Below are 15497 nucleotides of genomic sequence, written 5' to 3'. Positions count from 1 at the left end.
AGCAAATATACTGTGTCGTTAATGAAAAAGGATCTGATATGAATATCAGATCCTTTTTACTATATAATTATTTCACTGTTTCTTTTCCGGCTTTAAATACTAGCGCCTTAGCAGCAGAAATTTGCATTTCTTCATAGTCTAACTAAACAGCAAAAAACTTGTAGAAATCATTATCTAAAGTTATGTTTCATTCTACCGATTTAATCTCTCAATAGCTTCCGCACTTGTATCTACACGTTTAACGAAAAAAACTAATAGTAGTGCAACAATATTCATGCCAAGCGCTACATAGAATGAATATTGAATTCCGGATAATAAAGCCTTCTGCGTTAATATTGCCTTCGTAGCTTCTGTGAAGGTTGCTGGATCTACATCAGCCATTAGACTTTCAGCTTTTGTTTTTGTTACAGAATTCATAATCGTAACAAGAATAGCAGTACCAATCGAACCGGACACTTGTTGAGCCGTATTATTAACAGCTGTACCGTGCGGATTTAAGCGAGTTGGCAATTGATTAAGGCCATTTGTCATAAGTGGCATCATCACCATCGCCATCCCAAACATCCGCAGCGTATAAATAAGAATAATATGTGTGTGACTAGAGTCGATTTGCAGGTTTGCCAGCATATAAGTTGAAACAGCTGTAATGGAAAGTCCTACTATACCAAGAATTCGAGGACCATATTTATCAAATAGTTTACCTGTAATGGGTGACATAACTCCCATTATTACCGCACCTGGAAGCATCATCAGCCCAGAGCTCAGCGGTGAAATACCACGGACATTTTGTACATAAGCTGGTGTTAAAATCATACCCGAAAACATGGCCACTGCGTTAACGATTGCAATTACAGACGCAAGTGCAAACATTGGGTACTTGTAAACACGTAAATCCAATAATGGTTCATTCATTTTTAATTGACGGATAATGAAAGCAATTAGGGCAATAGCGCCTATGGTTAAGGTTGTTAAGACAACTTTATTCGTCCAGCCATCGGAGCTTGCAGAACTGAATCCATATAACAAACCGCCAAAACCGACAGAAGATAATAGTAATGAGAGATAATCAAGTTTTGCATTTTTGTTTTGTCTCATGACATTCTCCGATTTCCAAATCCCCAGCAGTAAGCTAATGATTGCTAACGGTAAAATCATTTCAAAAAGCAAACGCCAGTCATAATACTCTACAATATAACCTGATAGTGTCGGTCCAATTGCAGGAGCTGTAATCATAACTAATCCAAAAATCCCCATTGCTGTTCCCCTTTTTTCTCTTGGAAAGCTTACCAGCATAATATTCATTAACAAAGGCCCCATGACTGAAGAACCTGCCGCTTGGATCATCCGGCCAGTAAGTAATAAACCAAAGTTCGGTGCTACAGCCGCTAAGGCCGTACCAAGAATAAAAATCACCATAGATGTAATAAATAAGCTCCTATTGGAGAAGCGGGTTATTAAAAATGCTGATGCTGGAATTAATATACCACTTACAAGCATATACCCTGTAGAAAGCCACTGGATTGTTGAAAAATCTTTAATATCTAAATCCTTCATTATTGATGGCAAGGCTACATTTAAAAGCGAGTTATTTAGAAATGAAACAAATGCGCCAATAAAAAGGATTACAAGCATTAAATATGGTGGTTTTCTTTTATGTAATGTCTCACTCATATATTTATTTGCCCCTTCATTATAAATTCCATTGATTCATTTAAATCATTTGCATATCTGCACAAAAATACACTGTTCTTGCAGTATTTTGCCAAACTCTTCGAATGGATATTCTCTTTTTAGCAATTCTACTTGCTCAACATAACATTTTAAAATTTTTTTATTGATTAAACCTTTATAAACATTTAAATACGGGCTTGTAAATCTAGTTATGTAACCATCCATAAAAAGGAATATTACATAGGCTAAGTCTAACATTACATTTTTAAAGTGAGGGGAATAAGCTTATGCACCAATATTGGTATTTGAATTTAGAGGGAAACGGGGAGCAATATAATAACCAAATTTCAATGTCATCATTATATTCACAGCCTCAAACAACTAAAGCGGAGGGAATGGATGGTCTGAAGATTCCTGAGAATTGGGGTTGTCGAGTCTATCCATTTGGTTGGGATTCACCAGCCAATTATACGGGTTTCAATCCCGAGCCCCCTCCCTTCTCTTGGGAGCAGCCCATCCATTATGCAGCGATGATGCCCCAAGGTCATCCTGCTCATTGGGCTCCATTACCAGGCCATGCAGGCTTTAATTTTCAAAAACCTGTATGGCCCCAACCATTCAATCATGCAGGGATGTTCCCACAAGGTCATCTTGCCGCTTTACTATCGCCGCCAGTCAAGCCTTTTAATTTTAATGCCAATAACTGGGGTGCTTTCGGAAACCCTCCAGGGTGGGGAGGACAGGTAAATCCCATGGGATGGGGGAATAACGGAGGAATCGGTCAGCCAGGAATGCTTGGAAACTTACTTTCAGTAGGAAAAAGCAGCATGAATGGAATAGGAATGATTAGTAGTCTAATCGGTATGGGGAAGTTCTTCTTTTAGTTCATTAGAACGGGAAGATAGGTCCATGGCCCCGGCTTAAAAAACATTTCCTTTTCCTTTGATTTCATCTTCTCAAACATGCTTCCAATACTCCCTCCAAGTTCGTTTCCTCGGCTTTCAAATTATAAAAACATCTATTACCCTATATCGGATAACTTGATAGAGGTGTGGCTGCACCAACAAAACGCAAATTTCGTACGCTAAGCAAAACGTTACAAAAAAAACGGTTCCTTTACGAAAGAACCGTTTTTTTGTAGTTTTTATTTATTTGAAAAATAGTCAAATCTTTTTTCACTAGTTAACACTTTGAACACGGCCAATTTGTCCATCTTGTAATCGAACTTTAATACCGTATGTATGTGTTTCACTATGTGTTAAAATGTCTTTCACAACACCACTTACAGTTTTACTATAGTCATTATCTAATTGAATAACTACATGTGAACCAACTGAAATTTGTGATCTTGTTGGTTTCCCACCTGTTGCTTGTGTTGTTTTTTCTTGTTTTTGTGTTCTCTCTTGTTGTATAGACTGTTGTTGCTGAGTCTTCTGCTCTTGTTGTTTACGTTTTTCTTCTTCTACTCTTTGCTGCTCTTCTTGTTTACGCTTCTCTTCTTCTGCTCTTTGCTGCTCTTCTTGTTTACGCTTCTCTTCTTCTACTCTTTGCTGCTCTTCTTGTTTACGCTTCTCTTCTTCTACTCTTTGCTGCTCTTCTTGTTTACGTTTTTCTTCCTCTGCTCTTTGTTGCTCTTCTTGCTTACGTTTTTCTTCCTCTGCTACTTTTTTATCTTCATCTATTTTTTGCTCTTCCTCTGCTACTTTTAATTTTTCTTCATCACCTTTACAAGCACTTAAAGCCATTACACACAAGCTCATAAGTACAAATAATAACAATTTCTTTAACATTAAAAAATCCTCCTATATATACATTACAAATCAATAACTTTCATAGCATAACAAAAATGCATGTATTTCTTTGTCAAAATTTGTCGTATAAATTTAATTTCCACTAAAAGACTGACAGTACAATAAAAGCGGAAATTATTATATCGATTCGTGCACAGGAATTACGTTCGTTTGCTAATCAAGTGAACTTAATTAATGAAATACAAGGAAAAACCTTCATCTTATGTATAAAAGGATCTTTCAATTAAAGATCCTTTTATATCGCTCATTTAACTAAATAGATTGGTTAATTACATAACGCTTTTCTAACTTTCCTTGCGAAGCTTAGCGGATCATCAACGTCTTCGATATTAACGTAAATTAAATTCGGCTCATCACATAACCACTCATTGTGTATAGACGAAACGATTATTCCTTGTTTAATAATTGTAGCAACAAACCCATTGACTTCTCTTTGCAATAGCGCTATCCGGCCTAAACATAATGCTCGTCCAGTTTTATTATCTCGTGATTCGAATGAGAAGGAACTTGTTACTCTAAAACGTTTTCCTAAGATAGTTGCTTGTATTTCATCCCGATTTATTGTAGCCACGCATTTTCCACCGGCGAACCCTTCTTGGCCACCTATAATTCTTGCAAACTGTTGACAAATTAATTCATCATTACACGCCATACCTTGAATCATCTCCCCTTTTACTGTTAGGTTATGAATGAATACTTAGGTCTGAAACGGTAATGAATCTATTCTATTACAAAAAAGATGACGGCAATCCGCCAAAATCTATTAACTCAATGATTCCGGATTATTTGAATTAACTCGGCTTTATGTGTTAAGTCATTTTTAGGGAACAAAAAAAAGACACCATAAGGTGCCATCCTCCGACTTGAGAATCATATCTATGTATGGAGAAATTTAGAAAAGAGAAGGTTCTAACTATAATTTATAAAGCTATTATGCCATGAATTACATACATATTTCCTTATTTACTGGGAGCAGAATCCCATTATATTACTTTCTGATCAGTCTCGTTAAAGCCATCCCAATAAATCCAGCCCCCATCCCTATTAGCCATCCAGCATGCGTATCGCCTAATATAGATCCCACTCCTCCGCCAAGAAACATACAGCCAACAAATACTAATCCTCCAATTCCCCAATTCGGCTTTTCCATAATTCAATCACATCCTTTCAATAAAACATATGCGATTAACTAGCCCAACTTTCTTGCATAGGATATGTTAATTATTTTGCTTATGCACTTTCAGGGCATTCAAAAGATACGATGATTGGCCAATTTGAATGAATTGCAGAAGGAGAATTTCATTTTTTCATATTATAATAACTTAAGAGTTGTGGAAGAAATTCTTCTTTAACTAACGGGTTAATAGGAGTATGGAGATTTCCCACAATTTATGACTCACCCCATCGCTATCAAGCTAAGAAAAGCAAATCCCAAAAAACGAAAATTATATGCCTCATTGACTACTGTTAATGAGACGTTATGTCATACAATGGAGTTAATATTAGAAAACTGTGAGGTTGATTACGTTGATAAAATTTGTAATTAGTTATGCTGCAAGTTTGTTTGCTTTTATTTTTGGATGGTTCTTAATTTCATATATTTCTCATCCTAGCTTTATTCACCCGAACGTTGTATTAGGATTCATTAAAACGATCGTCACTTATGGTAGTATACCAGCTCTTATAGCTTGTCTAATTGGGGAAGTGTTATACAGGAAAATCAAGCGATGTAGAGAATTTCAATTTGGAATCCCTGTATTTATAGGACAAGCAGTTCTCTATACACTTATACCATTTCTTTTTCTTTTTCCTTTTAATTTTTCCCATTTCTTTGATTTCGTTGCACCTGTTATTATGGGGGCCTTATCTTTTTATTTAGTACGTAGAAAAATATAATTAACTTCAAAAGTGTGACAGAAAGAAGCCGGAGTGAATAAAACCATACAGTGCTCAAAAAACGCATCAATTCCTTGCAAAATCAACAATAAAAAGTATTTGTGGACCCTAGGATTAAACGGAACGAGAACAATCAAAATGCCGGCATTCCTTTACTTGAAAGAAGAATTGAAAAATTAGAGAAAAAGAATAAGGGGTTTGAGGAAGAAAATAAGTAATTGCGTGAAAAAGGAAAGGTAAAGCTTACTGATTACTTCATGAAGTAATCAAATTAGGACCGTACATATTAGACAGTTCTAAAATGTACGGTCCTTTTGTTTACTGGTGGTTCACTTATCTAACCTATAGATAAGTATGTGGTCCTTTTACAATTTGAATTTCTTTTTAAGCTTCTTATATTTTCTATACGAACGTCTAACAATGTTTAATATAAAATACGGTATTTTAATAGGGAAAGGAAATTTATAAATGACAGGCAAATAAAATGTAAAATATGCCTTTTCTAGGTCTCTCCACTTAGTATCTTCTTTTGTTTTTAAGAAATCAGATACATCGACTACATATCCCCTTCCGTTTTCCATCATCACATTTTTTCCGTGAACATCACAAGGAGTTAATCCTTGTTCCCTTGCATACTCTAAAGCTTCATTGATATCAAAGATCACCTGCTTAGGAATTTTAATCCCCTTATGAACAGCATCGTATAAGGTAATTTCTTTTAAACGTTTCAATACTATGAAATTTTCTCCTTTATATATAAGCTTTGAATAAGAAGGATGATTTCCGATTTTTCGGTATACTTCTGACTCTTTTTCAATTCCTTCTCCTTCTCGTGCGTAAACTTTCACTACCCAATCTTTGTATTCTTTGTGCATAAATACTGCGGCATAATTACCCATCCCTAAACACTTCCAAAGTCTAGGAATATCTTTAACTACTACAGGCTCGAAGTCATCCTCACTTCTTATGCTTACCTCTTTTAATAATTCGTCCTTTATCAATCCCACAAAACTGTTTATACTCATCATTTCCACTCCGGTTTTGCTAAAAGGGGGTCCACCCACATTTTAACGAAAATATACACTAAGAGAATTTTAGCATAAAACAATAGAGTATATGTGAAAAATGAATCTCCAGAATTCTTTCGGGATGGGACAGTAAAAAAGCAATCTTTATATGCTTTACCTGACTTTGAACATATCATGCATCAGATAAAACCAGGAGATACTGATGAAATTCGAAATGCCTATGTTGGACAACAAAAATTACCCTCACGAGTTGTAATATACAGACTCACATCAACTCAAGTTCATAAACGTAGGAAACAGCAAACTTATGTTGAAAAGAAAAAAGGGGTTACATACGCTGAAAAAAGTAAACGTTTAACAGAAATCAATGTTTATATTACCAACATCCGGCAGTTACAAAATAACCGATTCCTTGTACGATTTAGGAATCGGTTATTTATTTTATATTTAGATGCGATTACCTATTAGGCTAATTTTTCAATTGTAGGCATAACAGCAATTGGTGGTAATGATGGAGTCCAACCAACTGCATATACGTTTAATTTTTCACCCAATGTGTAATTTTCCCTATCTGAAACAGGAACTCTTAAAATTTTATTCTGAGCAACTAAATCCCACCAATCATTTTGGTAAGCAAACGCTTCATCTTTTGTAGACGTCACAGCAACCACTAAGTAATTCTTATCTACTGAAATGACATATCCAGTAAAAGGCTCTTGCTCTTGGTATGGACTTCTTTCCTTTCGGTTGATGCGACATCCTCACATAAGATCGAATGACTGACAGTGATACTACAAATACTGATTTATCCTTACTAAACTCTATAAGGAAGAAACAAATTGCTCCCATTTTCTCCGCTTTCTCTAGGTAATCCAATTGGTGCTGCGCAATATTCTTTAAATCAAATCGTGTAGCATTCTCTGTAGACTTTGCTTCAAATACTATAGCTCGTCCCTTATACACACCATCATAGTCTACTGTACTTTTAAGCTTCATAGAATCCGTTTAGCACACGTCCAACTTTACTTTTTAACACCTTCATAGGAGTCGGACGCTTGTTTATAAGCGCCACTCCACCTCTTTGATACATTTCGTTCGCTAGGTTGATAAGCATTTCAAATGCCATTCCACGGTTTCTTTGTCCCATTGTTATTCCTCTCTTTCTATTCAAAGGATTATTTTGTTTAAATTTTGCTTAATTCTCACCAATAATTATTTAAAAATTTAAAAATCATTATATAATGAATTTAAATTAAGATTAGGAGTGGTTAAAATGCCAGATACAATAAGACTCGTTCTTTTCATTCTTATAGCAATTAGTGCTGTTTTCTCTTTAATAAAAGAATTTAAAAAACCTGAGAAAAAAGCACTTTGGATTTCAATAGAATTTTTAGTTCTTTTCTGGGCGATATGGGTAATAGCAAATATCATAATCTAATTTATAGATTATAAGTCCCTTTTGATAAAACTCAATATTCCGTCAATATTATAGACAACCCATTAAGCTACTTTCTCCTTGTTCCCCCTTGGAGAACCGAGCAGTTAGCTTTTGCTAGCTGCTCTTTTGTGATTCATCGTCACATTATGATGAAATGGTCATATATTATCTCGAAGTAAAAAACCCTAATTTACTTTTTAACATCTCACTTTTCCCTTAAAGAGCACTTTTTAAAGGTGCTCTTTTTAGGTTCGGTAGAATAAAACTTAATATTTTGTCAATAATATAGATAGGCGATGGCCATAACTCATTTAATGAAGTCCCTAACCTTTCTCCTTTCCCCCTTTTGGAGAACCAGCCGAGCAGTTAGTTTTGGCTAACTGCTCCTTTATTTATAACAATGATAAAATTCTTTAAAATAATTCTTCTTTATTTCTCAATATAAGCAGCCTTGGATTTTTATTAACACTTCTCTGTAGTATATAAACAAAGAGTAAGGTAAGAGTTACTCTTTGCCATTTTAGAAGAGGTTCTGTTGGAGACAACAGGGCCTTTTTTCATATAGAGATAGTTTTGTTTAATTTTTCACCATTACCCACAAAAAATCTTATAATCGTTATATACTAAATTAAACTAAATGATTAGGAGTAGATCAAATGCCAGTTACACTAGAACTTTTTCTTTTCATTCTTCTAGCAATTTGTGCTGTTGGCTATTTAGTAAAAGAATTTCAAAAAACTAGGAAAAGAACACTTGGAATTTTACTAGAATTCATGGTTCTTTTCTGGTCAATATGGAGAATATCGACTATCATAATCTAATTTATAAAACATACATTCCTTCGAATAAAACCCAATATTATGTCCATAATGTTGATAGGCTGTATGCCAAAATCAATTTAGTTTTCTCTGTATCTCCTTGTATGGAGCAGTTAGCTTTTGCTAGCTGCTCTTTTATATGTAACCCCGTTAGACAAGTTTTCATATAATATAGTCATTCCTTTCTTATGAATTAAGCTCGTCACTTGAATTATAAAAATGGGATTATATCCTATAACCTTTTCAGAAATCATTCATATCTTATTTCTGAAAAAGTTGCTCTGTTTTTTAAAAAGGTGGTTGCGGAAATAACTGCCTTTTTATTTATGACAAAATGAAAGTTTTACCATGAAGATAATTATTAAATATTTTACGCCCATACATTATAATGGAAGAGTTATTGTATATTGGCATTAAGAGAAGCGACCTGATTAAGGACTTCTCTTTTTTTATAAAATAGCAGCTCTAAATAAATTAGATACATTTACCAGTATGTTTACCACAACATTCATGTTAAAATCCGTTGTGAGTACGACATAACTCTACCTTATGAAGCTCTGCATCCCTTATGCAGGGCTCTTTTTTTATTTAAATTAACTATCCTATTAATATCGTTATTTCCTAATTTAAAGATTCGTATTAAACTAACCTCATATCGTTCTTTTTACTTTCACTTTAAAGATGATACTTCAATCTTAGTCCTAATCCTCTAGGGCTTTTTTCATTTTAAATAAGGATTTTGTTAGAAAATGACATGTACATGTTTTTCGTTATATAATTAAGTTATCGATATATTAGGAGTGTTAATTATGTCAGTAACAATAATGATTTTGTTATATATTTGTTTCGGAATGAGTGCAGTTTTTAGTTTGATAAAGGAATTGAAAAAGCCACAGAAAAACCAGTTCTTGATTTTAGTTGATTCTCTAATTTTGCTAGGAGCCTTAATCCTAGTAGGTAGTATCTTCATCTAAATTACATAACTAGAACTCCAGTTGGGAGTGGAGCAGTTAGCGAAAGCTAACTGCTTTTTACAAATTAACTACTTTGTTTAAATTTACCTTAATTCACACCGAGTTTTCTTAACATTCAAATTAATGACTGTATAATGTAATTAAACTATTTGTATGAGAGGTGAGTTTTATGAAATGGAAACAAAAATACAATCCAAGGTATCTCTTTTACCGCATGTATAGTTATATTTATAAAGCCCTTGATGATATATCATGGTCCTTAAAATAATTTAGATTGTTATGAGTACACATTTGCTGTGTGCTCTTTTCACATTGCTATAAAATAACGCTTTTGTTTGACTGTATTTCTTACATAAAACTAACTAGACACTAACATTTTTCTGTAGTACAATTCCTATCAGAAAAGTGTTAGGAGATATATTTATGACTTTTGAAGATAATCGTAAATTAGGCATTCAACAAGGATGTATTGTAATTACAGATCAATCACAATATCTTGTTGTAAAAAAGAATGAAAATTATTCTTTATTAAACATCTCAACTGCGGAATGCATAAACTATGAAGTTTCACTTGAGCATCTTGAAGAAATGGTCCACGTAGATTTAAAAGAAAAAATTCAAGATATCATTCCACCAGAGAATATTAAAATCGTAGCTCAAAACAGAATATAAACTAGATTTTCTAAGAGCACTTTCGATAGTGCTCTTTTTTCATGAACAGTTTCAAATTACTATTTTATAAAATTTTATTCTTTTCACAATTTTATACATACATTAGTTATACGTAATATATAAATTATATTATAATACATTTATGAAACATCACGTGTTTCAAATACAACATCTTTTGGATGACCTCTTATCTTTCCGTAAGAGGTCTTTTTTTTTAGATAACGCTTTTATAAGACTATCAGAATCATCAAATAATTACCTAGATTTAGCCGATTTGACCACCCGTCATAGCGTTATGTCTCCTGATCTAAATTCATAATCTCTGCTAAGGTTCTATCCGAAATATAAGTAGTAATGATTTGTATCTTTCCGTATTTCTTTTTAGCCATTTCTATAGCTTCCCTCTCGGACTTCGCTTCAAACCAACGAAGCTTCCATTTCTCGTCTTTGTCATAAAACTCTATTGAGTACGTCATAACGCTATTACGCTTCAAGAACTTTTCCGCTGTATTTGTTGCCGTATAATTAAAACTTCCGATTACATCCTCCAGTGTTAGTTGTTTCATGCCTCTAACCCCATTGGACGAGATTTAATTTTATTCTTATCGGCCTGATCCATAATCAATGCTGCAATTTCTAATTGGTGTCTTCCTTTCACATTTCTTTTAATCGAATTACTTCGCTTTCATCAAACACCAGATCCAATTCTTCTAGAGCGATATATAAGTTATGACGCGATTTCTTCATGTACTTTCTCTGCTGCAACGCCATTGTGTAATTTTCCTTCTCCAAATCCGTTCCAAGTCTTGGCATCCCATTTCCCCTCCAGTTGTAATTGATGAATTTCTCTTAGTTCCGCCATAACAGCATGACGCTTTCTATCCACTTCTTCAGGTGTTTGATTTGCTGCTTTACAAACGCATGTCCCAAACTGATACATACCCGTTCCATTACATGCACACATTTCGATTTCCCCCTTTTAACATGGCAATGCCTTTCTTCTGTAATCCTTTGTTTCTTTGAAAGTGATCGTTCTAAAAATTATTTAAAATCCGAGATACAATCCGTTCATCGTATACCTCGTCTAAACGCTTTCCTGTTAGGTTTGTCGTGAAAATAGTAGATTTAACCTTGCCCTACCATCGAAAACATCGAATAACACCCTATTAATGAAGTTTGTTGCTTTTGTATTGGCATCTAATGCGCCTAACTCCGCTCCTAAATCATCAACTATTAATACTTCTGCCCTTACTAATCCTCTTATAATTGCACCTTCAGTTAATGTAGAGTCTTTACTGAACGTACTTTTGATTTTCCGTAGCAACTCACCCACTGTGACGAAGACAACTGACTTCCCTGCCCCTGCAAGCTGATCTGCGATAGCATAAGCGAGATGTGTTTTCCCTCCCCCGCAATTCCGGGCTATAATTGTGTTAAAAATCCCCCCATGGTACGATTTGAATAACCATCCTTTTTCATCTCAATTACTTTCCACTTTATTTCTTCTGGGTAATGTACTCTTTCTTTCAAATGAAAAACACCTCCGTTGAATTTGCATACTTAGTATGCGAATTCAGGAGGTGTTTTTTCATGTACCACTATTCGGGTTCACTTCAATTTTACTTAGCGTGGTTTTTTCTGAAATACTGGCGGTACCAAAATATTACTTAACATGGTAAAATAATATTCGGATGGGATTCCAATACATATTATTAAAATTAAAGTGGTTTAAGTCGGAGAAAGGCACCTTTTGGTGTCTTTTTTTTATGGAGAATCAATTTGAAAACCAAAAATAAAAGAACCTCAATAAATGAGGTTCAAAAAATCTACTATTTTAAATTACCTTCGTAAAAAGCAACTCCATTTTGAACATGTTTTAAATACCACGTAATCGTCCCGCCACAAACATTTTCATTAAAACTATTAGCATATACTCCATTTGAGTAATAAAGAGTTCTTTTGAATTTACCATTAGAATACTCATAAGGAATTGAACATGTTGCTTGCTTCGGAGAGCTCACAGCTTTTTGCGTATCAGCTGAAGCTGCCCCAATTCCTCCTGTTAATGCAATACCAGTTGCTAATACTCCTACTACTAATTTCTTGAACATAATAAATCCCCCTTTAATAGTTTTTATAGCTTACAATTCAACTGTATCACTTTTGTAAATTATGTAAATGTTTTGAATATGTAGAAATATTTATTTAAATTTTGGTAATATTAGGATTATATTTTATCAAACGAAAAATAGAGGGGGGGAAAGAATATGTAACAATGCATAATAAATCCATCAGATATTATGATATACTCACAAAGAGCTGATACAAAATTTCTTTAGATTGGAAAACTAAATCTTATCTACCTAAAAGGACGGCGCCTTATGGCGTCTTTTTTTATGAAAAAATCCCCACACATTGTGAAGGGATTTTCATGCTACGAATATAGAAAACTAATTATTTAATATATAACGAAGTGCGCCACGTATCTCTTGGATAGTTTATTGAAGTCTTTTGATATTCAAAAGTCCCTTCTTGATGATTTGATGCGTCCCATTTATATTCCCAACCTACAATAGGATTACCACCAATTATTTGTGAACCAATATTTTTCACATCAAATCCATTCATTTTGGCAAAAGGAAACTGTCCATACCCTATTTCTTTTGTGTAAACATATAAGTAACTTCCCCCATGATCTTTAGTTGTACTAAAACTATTAGGGGTAATGTATTCAACTCCACCCAATTGTGATTCCACTTTTACTACACTTAAAGAAGTTAGAGGTGCTGCTGGCCCTGCTGATGCCTCCGATGCCATTCCTAACCCAACTACCGTTGCCACCGCTAATGATGATATCCCCAATGTAACTTTTTTAAACATATAAACATCCCCTTGTTTTATAATAAGTACAAGTTTGATATTAACAGAAATTTATAAGAATATTCCTTATTTTGAAAACGTTAACAAATTCTACTTTTTTAGATATGCAATTTAGCATATTGATTGACATGCAGGATAATTAATCCTCTACTTTCGATATAAAAACTATTTTCAAAAGGACCTGCTCAATTAATCCATAAAAACATAAAGTAATTTGAATCCATTAAAATACATGAGTGACCTCATTTTTTCGCCTCTTACTAAAAGGAGAGATTAATATGAGTTACGGTGGTAGCTGCGGTAGTTGCGGCGGCGGCGGTTTTGCTGGAGGCTTCGCTTTATTAGTTGTATTATTTATTTTATTAATCATCGTTGGAGCTTCTTGCTTCTGCTAAAAAACTATTGGAAAAGGCACCTTTGGGTGTCTTTTCTTTTTTCTCAATATAAGAACACCAAGAATATGCTATTATGTTAATACAAATTCCCTTTTGTGCAATGAGATAGTCATAAAAATAAGGCTCACCTATAACCGTAGGTGAGCTTTATTTTTATGACACAATACCAAATTATACTCTCGTTTTTTCAAAACTTTATGCAATTATACATAGTTACATAAAATACACCAAATAAATATTAAATGTAGTAAAATATAAATTGTGGATACATTCTATAAAGCAGATTCTTTTGAAAGGCGTAACATATCAATCATTACAGAAGATGTGGCGTCACTCTAATACTGATCTCAAATCTCTTGTATTTTGTAAACTAACAATCTGATGTATATAGACGATTCTGTTTTATAGGATGTGTTTACACTAAATGAACGTGGTTCAAGTCGGAGGAAGGCACCTTAGGGTGTCTTTTCTTTATGAAAAGTAAATGAGCCTGTTAATCCAACTAGCATAGGACCAATTACTATAGAAATAGATTCCGAAAGTGCTAGTTGAGCATTTCCTTTTTTTAAGTTGTCTTTATCTGTTACTATTTCCGGTAAGAAAGAAGGAATAGCGATGTTGTAAAACGTGGTGAATATTCCATTTAAAAACATGATAAATACCAATAAGGGGAACGTTATAATATTTGTTACAGTCAGTATGGATACTGATAAAAACAATACTCCTTGACATATACTACAAATTAGCAAGACATTTTTCCTATGAAAAATGTCTATTAAAGCACCGGCTACTAATCCGAAAATTAGGTACGGGACGAATATAACACCACGAAGCATAGCAGCATTTGCTTCACTTGTTTGTAACACCTCTAATGCAAAAAGTGGCAAAGCTACTATTGTAAACTGAGTACCTAACAAACTTATAGACTGCCCTAGCCAAAGCTTATGAAAATTAAAATGTTTGCTGTCTTTCATAATATCCCCCCGTTAAATCCATTTTTATAAATTATCAAGTTTTTGATATAAACAAGAACAGGCAAAACCTATCTTTCAACTAATGTCTGTACCACATAAAATTCGAAATCTAATATAAAAGCGATTTTAGTTTCAAAATGAAGAATTGATGTTTACTATTAGGACTCAAAAGCTTTCTGGCTAATGAAAAGATCAACTTCCGAAAAATACTGCGCATTCGTTTATAAACCAATCGTATGTCACTTTGAATCACCTCCAGCGTCAGTATAACCTTGAAAGCACGCTGTTGTACGCATTTTGGAATGTAACAGCAAGATATCAAAGTTACAATGACAAGTTGTTATGTAATTATACGTAATCAAATTTGCACGATTGGAGAAAAAGAAAAATCACTGAATCTAAGGTCAAGTTTGAATTCAACTCGTCACAAATATACACTTGGATTGGACCGATACTTTCCTATGATTATTCAGAAAGAATAGCGTATTGGTGGTATTTTGTTAGCTTGATGGTGATATAACGGTCCTCCTTTTAAAATAGTAGCGTATAAACATGAAAAAACTCCTAACAAATTTTGTTAGGAGTTTTTTCAAATATGCGATATTTTTTAATCTTCATGATTGATTTCTATTGTACCTGTTCTAGCACTAACCTTTAAAATATTTAACAGATTATCAGGCGTCTTGATTTCCACTTCATATTCAAATTTTGATTGTGCTAAGTTGTCATCTTCTAATTCGAATTCTTTTTTCACATTAATAATTTCTCCATTTGTATGAGCTAAAGAAATTTCACGAACTTGTTTCTCTGTGTAGTTTTCATTCTTTTTCGCATAATTGTAACCCATACCATAATATCCACCAACAATAGCAATACCACTTACTAAAATAGCAATTACACTTATAATTATTTTCTTTTTATGTTTTAACATTTTCATCCA

The 15497-nt window shown here is 33.7% G+C and carries 15 protein-coding genes and 6 pseudogenes; 6 read left to right on the top strand and 15 right to left on the bottom strand.

Annotated features, from left to right (window positions below; all coding sequences use genetic code 11):
* Positions 1 to 192 precede the first annotated feature (192 nt).
* Positions 193 to 1671, bottom strand: coding sequence for a DHA2 family efflux MFS transporter permease subunit (locus tag KVT31_RS17585; RefSeq protein WP_088096930.1), 1479 nt, complete (start codon positions 1669 to 1671; stop codon positions 193 to 195).
* A 287-nt stretch (positions 1672 to 1958) separates the two neighbouring features.
* On the opposite strand from KVT31_RS17585, the gene KVT31_RS17580 reads away from it, so the two are divergent.
* Positions 1959 to 2555 (top strand): hypothetical protein, encoded by a 597-nt coding sequence (locus tag KVT31_RS17580; RefSeq protein ID WP_088096931.1) that lies wholly within the window; start codon positions 1959 to 1961, stop codon positions 2553 to 2555.
* A 294-nt stretch (positions 2556 to 2849) separates the two neighbouring features.
* Here KVT31_RS17580 and KVT31_RS17575 read toward each other — a convergent pair whose 3' ends face one another.
* The 3 genes from KVT31_RS17575 to KVT31_RS17565 form a co-directional block, all read right to left on the bottom strand.
* Complete coding sequence (locus KVT31_RS17575; RefSeq protein ID WP_088096932.1) at positions 2850 to 3461, bottom strand: YwbE family protein; 612 nt, start codon at positions 3459 to 3461, stop codon at positions 2850 to 2852.
* 286 nt (positions 3462 to 3747) lie between these two features.
* Positions 3748 to 4134: a DUF1259 domain-containing protein gene (locus KVT31_RS17570; RefSeq protein WP_098342248.1), complete on the bottom strand. Its 387-nt coding sequence runs from the start codon at positions 4132 to 4134 to the stop codon at positions 3748 to 3750.
* A 336-nt stretch (positions 4135 to 4470) separates the two neighbouring features.
* Positions 4471 to 4632 (bottom strand): hypothetical protein, encoded by a 162-nt coding sequence (locus KVT31_RS17565; RefSeq protein ID WP_170930143.1) that lies wholly within the window; start codon positions 4630 to 4632, stop codon positions 4471 to 4473.
* 368 nt (positions 4633 to 5000) lie between these two features.
* Here KVT31_RS17565 and KVT31_RS17560 point away from each other — a divergent pair, with 368 nt between their 5' ends.
* Complete coding sequence (locus KVT31_RS17560) at positions 5001 to 5378, top strand: hypothetical protein (RefSeq protein WP_088096953.1); 378 nt, start codon at positions 5001 to 5003, stop codon at positions 5376 to 5378.
* Positions 5379 to 5743: 365 nt separating this feature from the next.
* Here KVT31_RS17560 and KVT31_RS17555 read toward each other — a convergent pair whose 3' ends face one another.
* The gene (locus KVT31_RS17555; protein WP_088096934.1) at positions 5744 to 6403 is read right to left on the bottom strand and encodes a protein kinase family protein; all 660 of its coding nucleotides are present in this window, start codon (positions 6401 to 6403) and stop codon (positions 5744 to 5746) included.
* Between the two features lie 78 nt (positions 6404 to 6481).
* Here KVT31_RS17555 and KVT31_RS17550 point away from each other — a divergent pair.
* Positions 6482 to 6793: pseudogene (locus KVT31_RS17550) on the top strand (IS4 family transposase); the annotation flags it as partial.
* A gap of 77 nt (positions 6794 to 6870) precedes the next feature.
* Here the strand turns inward: KVT31_RS17550 and KVT31_RS17545 are convergent.
* Together KVT31_RS17545 and KVT31_RS17540 are read right to left on the bottom strand one after the other, a co-directional pair.
* Positions 6871 to 7131 (bottom strand): annotated as a pseudogene (locus tag KVT31_RS17545) (DUF3221 domain-containing protein); the annotation flags it as partial.
* A pseudogene (locus KVT31_RS17540) lies at positions 7124 to 7553 on the bottom strand (Holliday junction resolvase RecU); the annotation flags it as partial. The pseudogenes KVT31_RS17540 and KVT31_RS17545, both read right to left, overlap by 8 nt.
* 126 nt (positions 7554 to 7679) lie before the next feature.
* On the opposite strand from KVT31_RS17540, the gene KVT31_RS17535 reads away from it, so the two are divergent.
* Complete coding sequence (locus KVT31_RS17535) at positions 7680 to 7844, top strand: hypothetical protein (protein WP_076542666.1); 165 nt, start codon at positions 7680 to 7682, stop codon at positions 7842 to 7844.
* A 2215-nt stretch (positions 7845 to 10059) separates the two neighbouring features.
* The gene (locus KVT31_RS17530; RefSeq protein ID WP_088096958.1) at positions 10060 to 10308 is read left to right on the top strand and encodes a hypothetical protein; all 249 of its coding nucleotides are present in this window, start codon (positions 10060 to 10062) and stop codon (positions 10306 to 10308) included.
* 293 nt (positions 10309 to 10601) lie between these two features.
* On the opposite strand, the gene KVT31_RS17525 is transcribed toward KVT31_RS17530, so the two are convergent.
* The 6 genes and pseudogenes from KVT31_RS17525 to KVT31_RS17500 form a co-directional block, all read right to left on the bottom strand.
* Positions 10602 to 10874 carry a hypothetical protein gene (locus KVT31_RS17525; RefSeq protein WP_088096959.1) on the bottom strand — a complete coding sequence of 91 codons (273 nt, stop codon included), beginning with the start codon at positions 10872 to 10874 and terminating at the stop codon, positions 10602 to 10604.
* Positions 10871 to 11121, bottom strand: a pseudogene (locus KVT31_RS17520) (helix-turn-helix domain-containing protein). Before KVT31_RS17520 ends, KVT31_RS17525 begins: the two are co-directional and overlap by 4 nt.
* Entirely contained in the window at positions 11036 to 11272 is a 237-nt protein-coding gene (locus KVT31_RS17515) for a hypothetical protein (protein ID WP_088096960.1), read from the bottom strand. Before KVT31_RS17515 ends, KVT31_RS17520 begins: the two are co-directional and overlap by 86 nt.
* Positions 11273 to 11287: 15 nt before the next feature.
* Positions 11288 to 11749 (bottom strand): annotated as a pseudogene (locus KVT31_RS17510) (ATP-binding protein); the annotation flags it as partial.
* A gap of 388 nt (positions 11750 to 12137) precedes the next feature.
* Positions 12138 to 12419 (bottom strand): LCI fold-containing protein, encoded by a 282-nt coding sequence (locus KVT31_RS17505; RefSeq protein ID WP_060629797.1) that lies wholly within the window; start codon positions 12417 to 12419, stop codon positions 12138 to 12140.
* Positions 12420 to 12762: 343 nt separating this feature from the next.
* On the bottom strand, positions 12763 to 13188 hold the full coding sequence (locus KVT31_RS17500; protein ID WP_088096961.1) for a DUF4879 domain-containing protein: 426 nt from the start codon (positions 13186 to 13188) through the stop codon (positions 12763 to 12765).
* Positions 13189 to 13466: 278 nt separating this feature from the next.
* On the opposite strand from KVT31_RS17500, the gene KVT31_RS17495 reads away from it, so the two are divergent.
* Complete coding sequence (locus KVT31_RS17495; protein ID WP_088096962.1) at positions 13467 to 13583, top strand: YjcZ family sporulation protein; 117 nt, start codon at positions 13467 to 13469, stop codon at positions 13581 to 13583.
* 479 nt (positions 13584 to 14062) lie between these two features.
* On the opposite strand, the pseudogene KVT31_RS17490 reads toward KVT31_RS17495, so the two are convergent.
* Both KVT31_RS17490 and KVT31_RS17485 read right to left on the bottom strand, forming a co-directional pair.
* Positions 14063 to 14557 (bottom strand): annotated as a pseudogene (locus KVT31_RS17490) (MFS transporter); the annotation flags it as partial.
* Between the two features lie 607 nt (positions 14558 to 15164).
* Entirely contained in the window at positions 15165 to 15488 is a 324-nt protein-coding gene (locus tag KVT31_RS17485) for a PepSY domain-containing protein (RefSeq protein WP_088096963.1), read from the bottom strand.
* Between the last annotated feature and the right edge of the window lie 9 nt (positions 15489 to 15497).

This window comes from Bacillus sp. GbtcB14 (assembly GCF_019091205.1).
GTDB lineage: Bacteria > Bacillota > Bacilli > Bacillales > Bacillaceae_G > Bacillus_A > Bacillus_A cereus_AG.
Note: the sequence above shows the minus strand (reverse complement) of the source record. Positions and strands in the feature narration are given on the sequence as shown.

What these genes read in the sequence shown, in the direction of transcription:
- KVT31_RS17565 (WP_170930143.1), bottom strand. Translation starts at nt 4,632, where the DNA reads ATGGAAAAGCCGAATTGGGGAATTGGAGGATTAGTATTTGTTGGCTGT.
- KVT31_RS17500 (WP_088096961.1), bottom strand. Translation starts at nt 13,188, where the DNA reads ATGTTTAAAAAAGTTACATTGGGGATATCATCATTAGCGGTGGCAACG.
- KVT31_RS17570 (WP_098342248.1), bottom strand. Translation starts at nt 4,134, where the DNA reads ATGGCGTGTAATGATGAATTAATTTGTCAACAGTTTGCAAGAATTATA.
- KVT31_RS17580 (WP_088096931.1), top strand. Translation starts at nt 1,959, where the DNA reads ATGCACCAATATTGGTATTTGAATTTAGAGGGAAACGGGGAGCAATAT.
- KVT31_RS17525 (WP_088096959.1), bottom strand. Translation starts at nt 10,874, where the DNA reads ATGAAACAACTAACACTGGAGGATGTAATCGGAAGTTTTAATTATACG.
- KVT31_RS17505 (WP_060629797.1), bottom strand. Translation starts at nt 12,419, where the DNA reads ATGTTCAAGAAATTAGTAGTAGGAGTATTAGCAACTGGTATTGCATTA.
- KVT31_RS17535 (WP_076542666.1), top strand. Translation starts at nt 7,680, where the DNA reads ATGCCAGATACAATAAGACTCGTTCTTTTCATTCTTATAGCAATTAGT.
- KVT31_RS17515 (WP_088096960.1), bottom strand. Translation starts at nt 11,272, where the DNA reads ATGTGTGCATGTAATGGAACGGGTATGTATCAGTTTGGGACATGCGTT.
- KVT31_RS17575 (WP_088096932.1), bottom strand. Translation starts at nt 3,461, where the DNA reads ATGTTAAAGAAATTGTTATTATTTGTACTTATGAGCTTGTGTGTAATG.
- KVT31_RS17585 (WP_088096930.1), bottom strand. Translation starts at nt 1,671, where the DNA reads ATGAGTGAGACATTACATAAAAGAAAACCACCATATTTAATGCTTGTA.
- KVT31_RS17530 (WP_088096958.1), top strand. Translation starts at nt 10,060, where the DNA reads ATGACTTTTGAAGATAATCGTAAATTAGGCATTCAACAAGGATGTATT.
- KVT31_RS17485 (WP_088096963.1), bottom strand. Translation starts at nt 15,488, where the DNA reads ATGTTAAAACATAAAAAGAAAATAATTATAAGTGTAATTGCTATTTTA.
- KVT31_RS17555 (WP_088096934.1), bottom strand. Translation starts at nt 6,403, where the DNA reads ATGAGTATAAACAGTTTTGTGGGATTGATAAAGGACGAATTATTAAAA.
- KVT31_RS17495 (WP_088096962.1), top strand. Translation starts at nt 13,467, where the DNA reads ATGAGTTACGGTGGTAGCTGCGGTAGTTGCGGCGGCGGCGGTTTTGCT.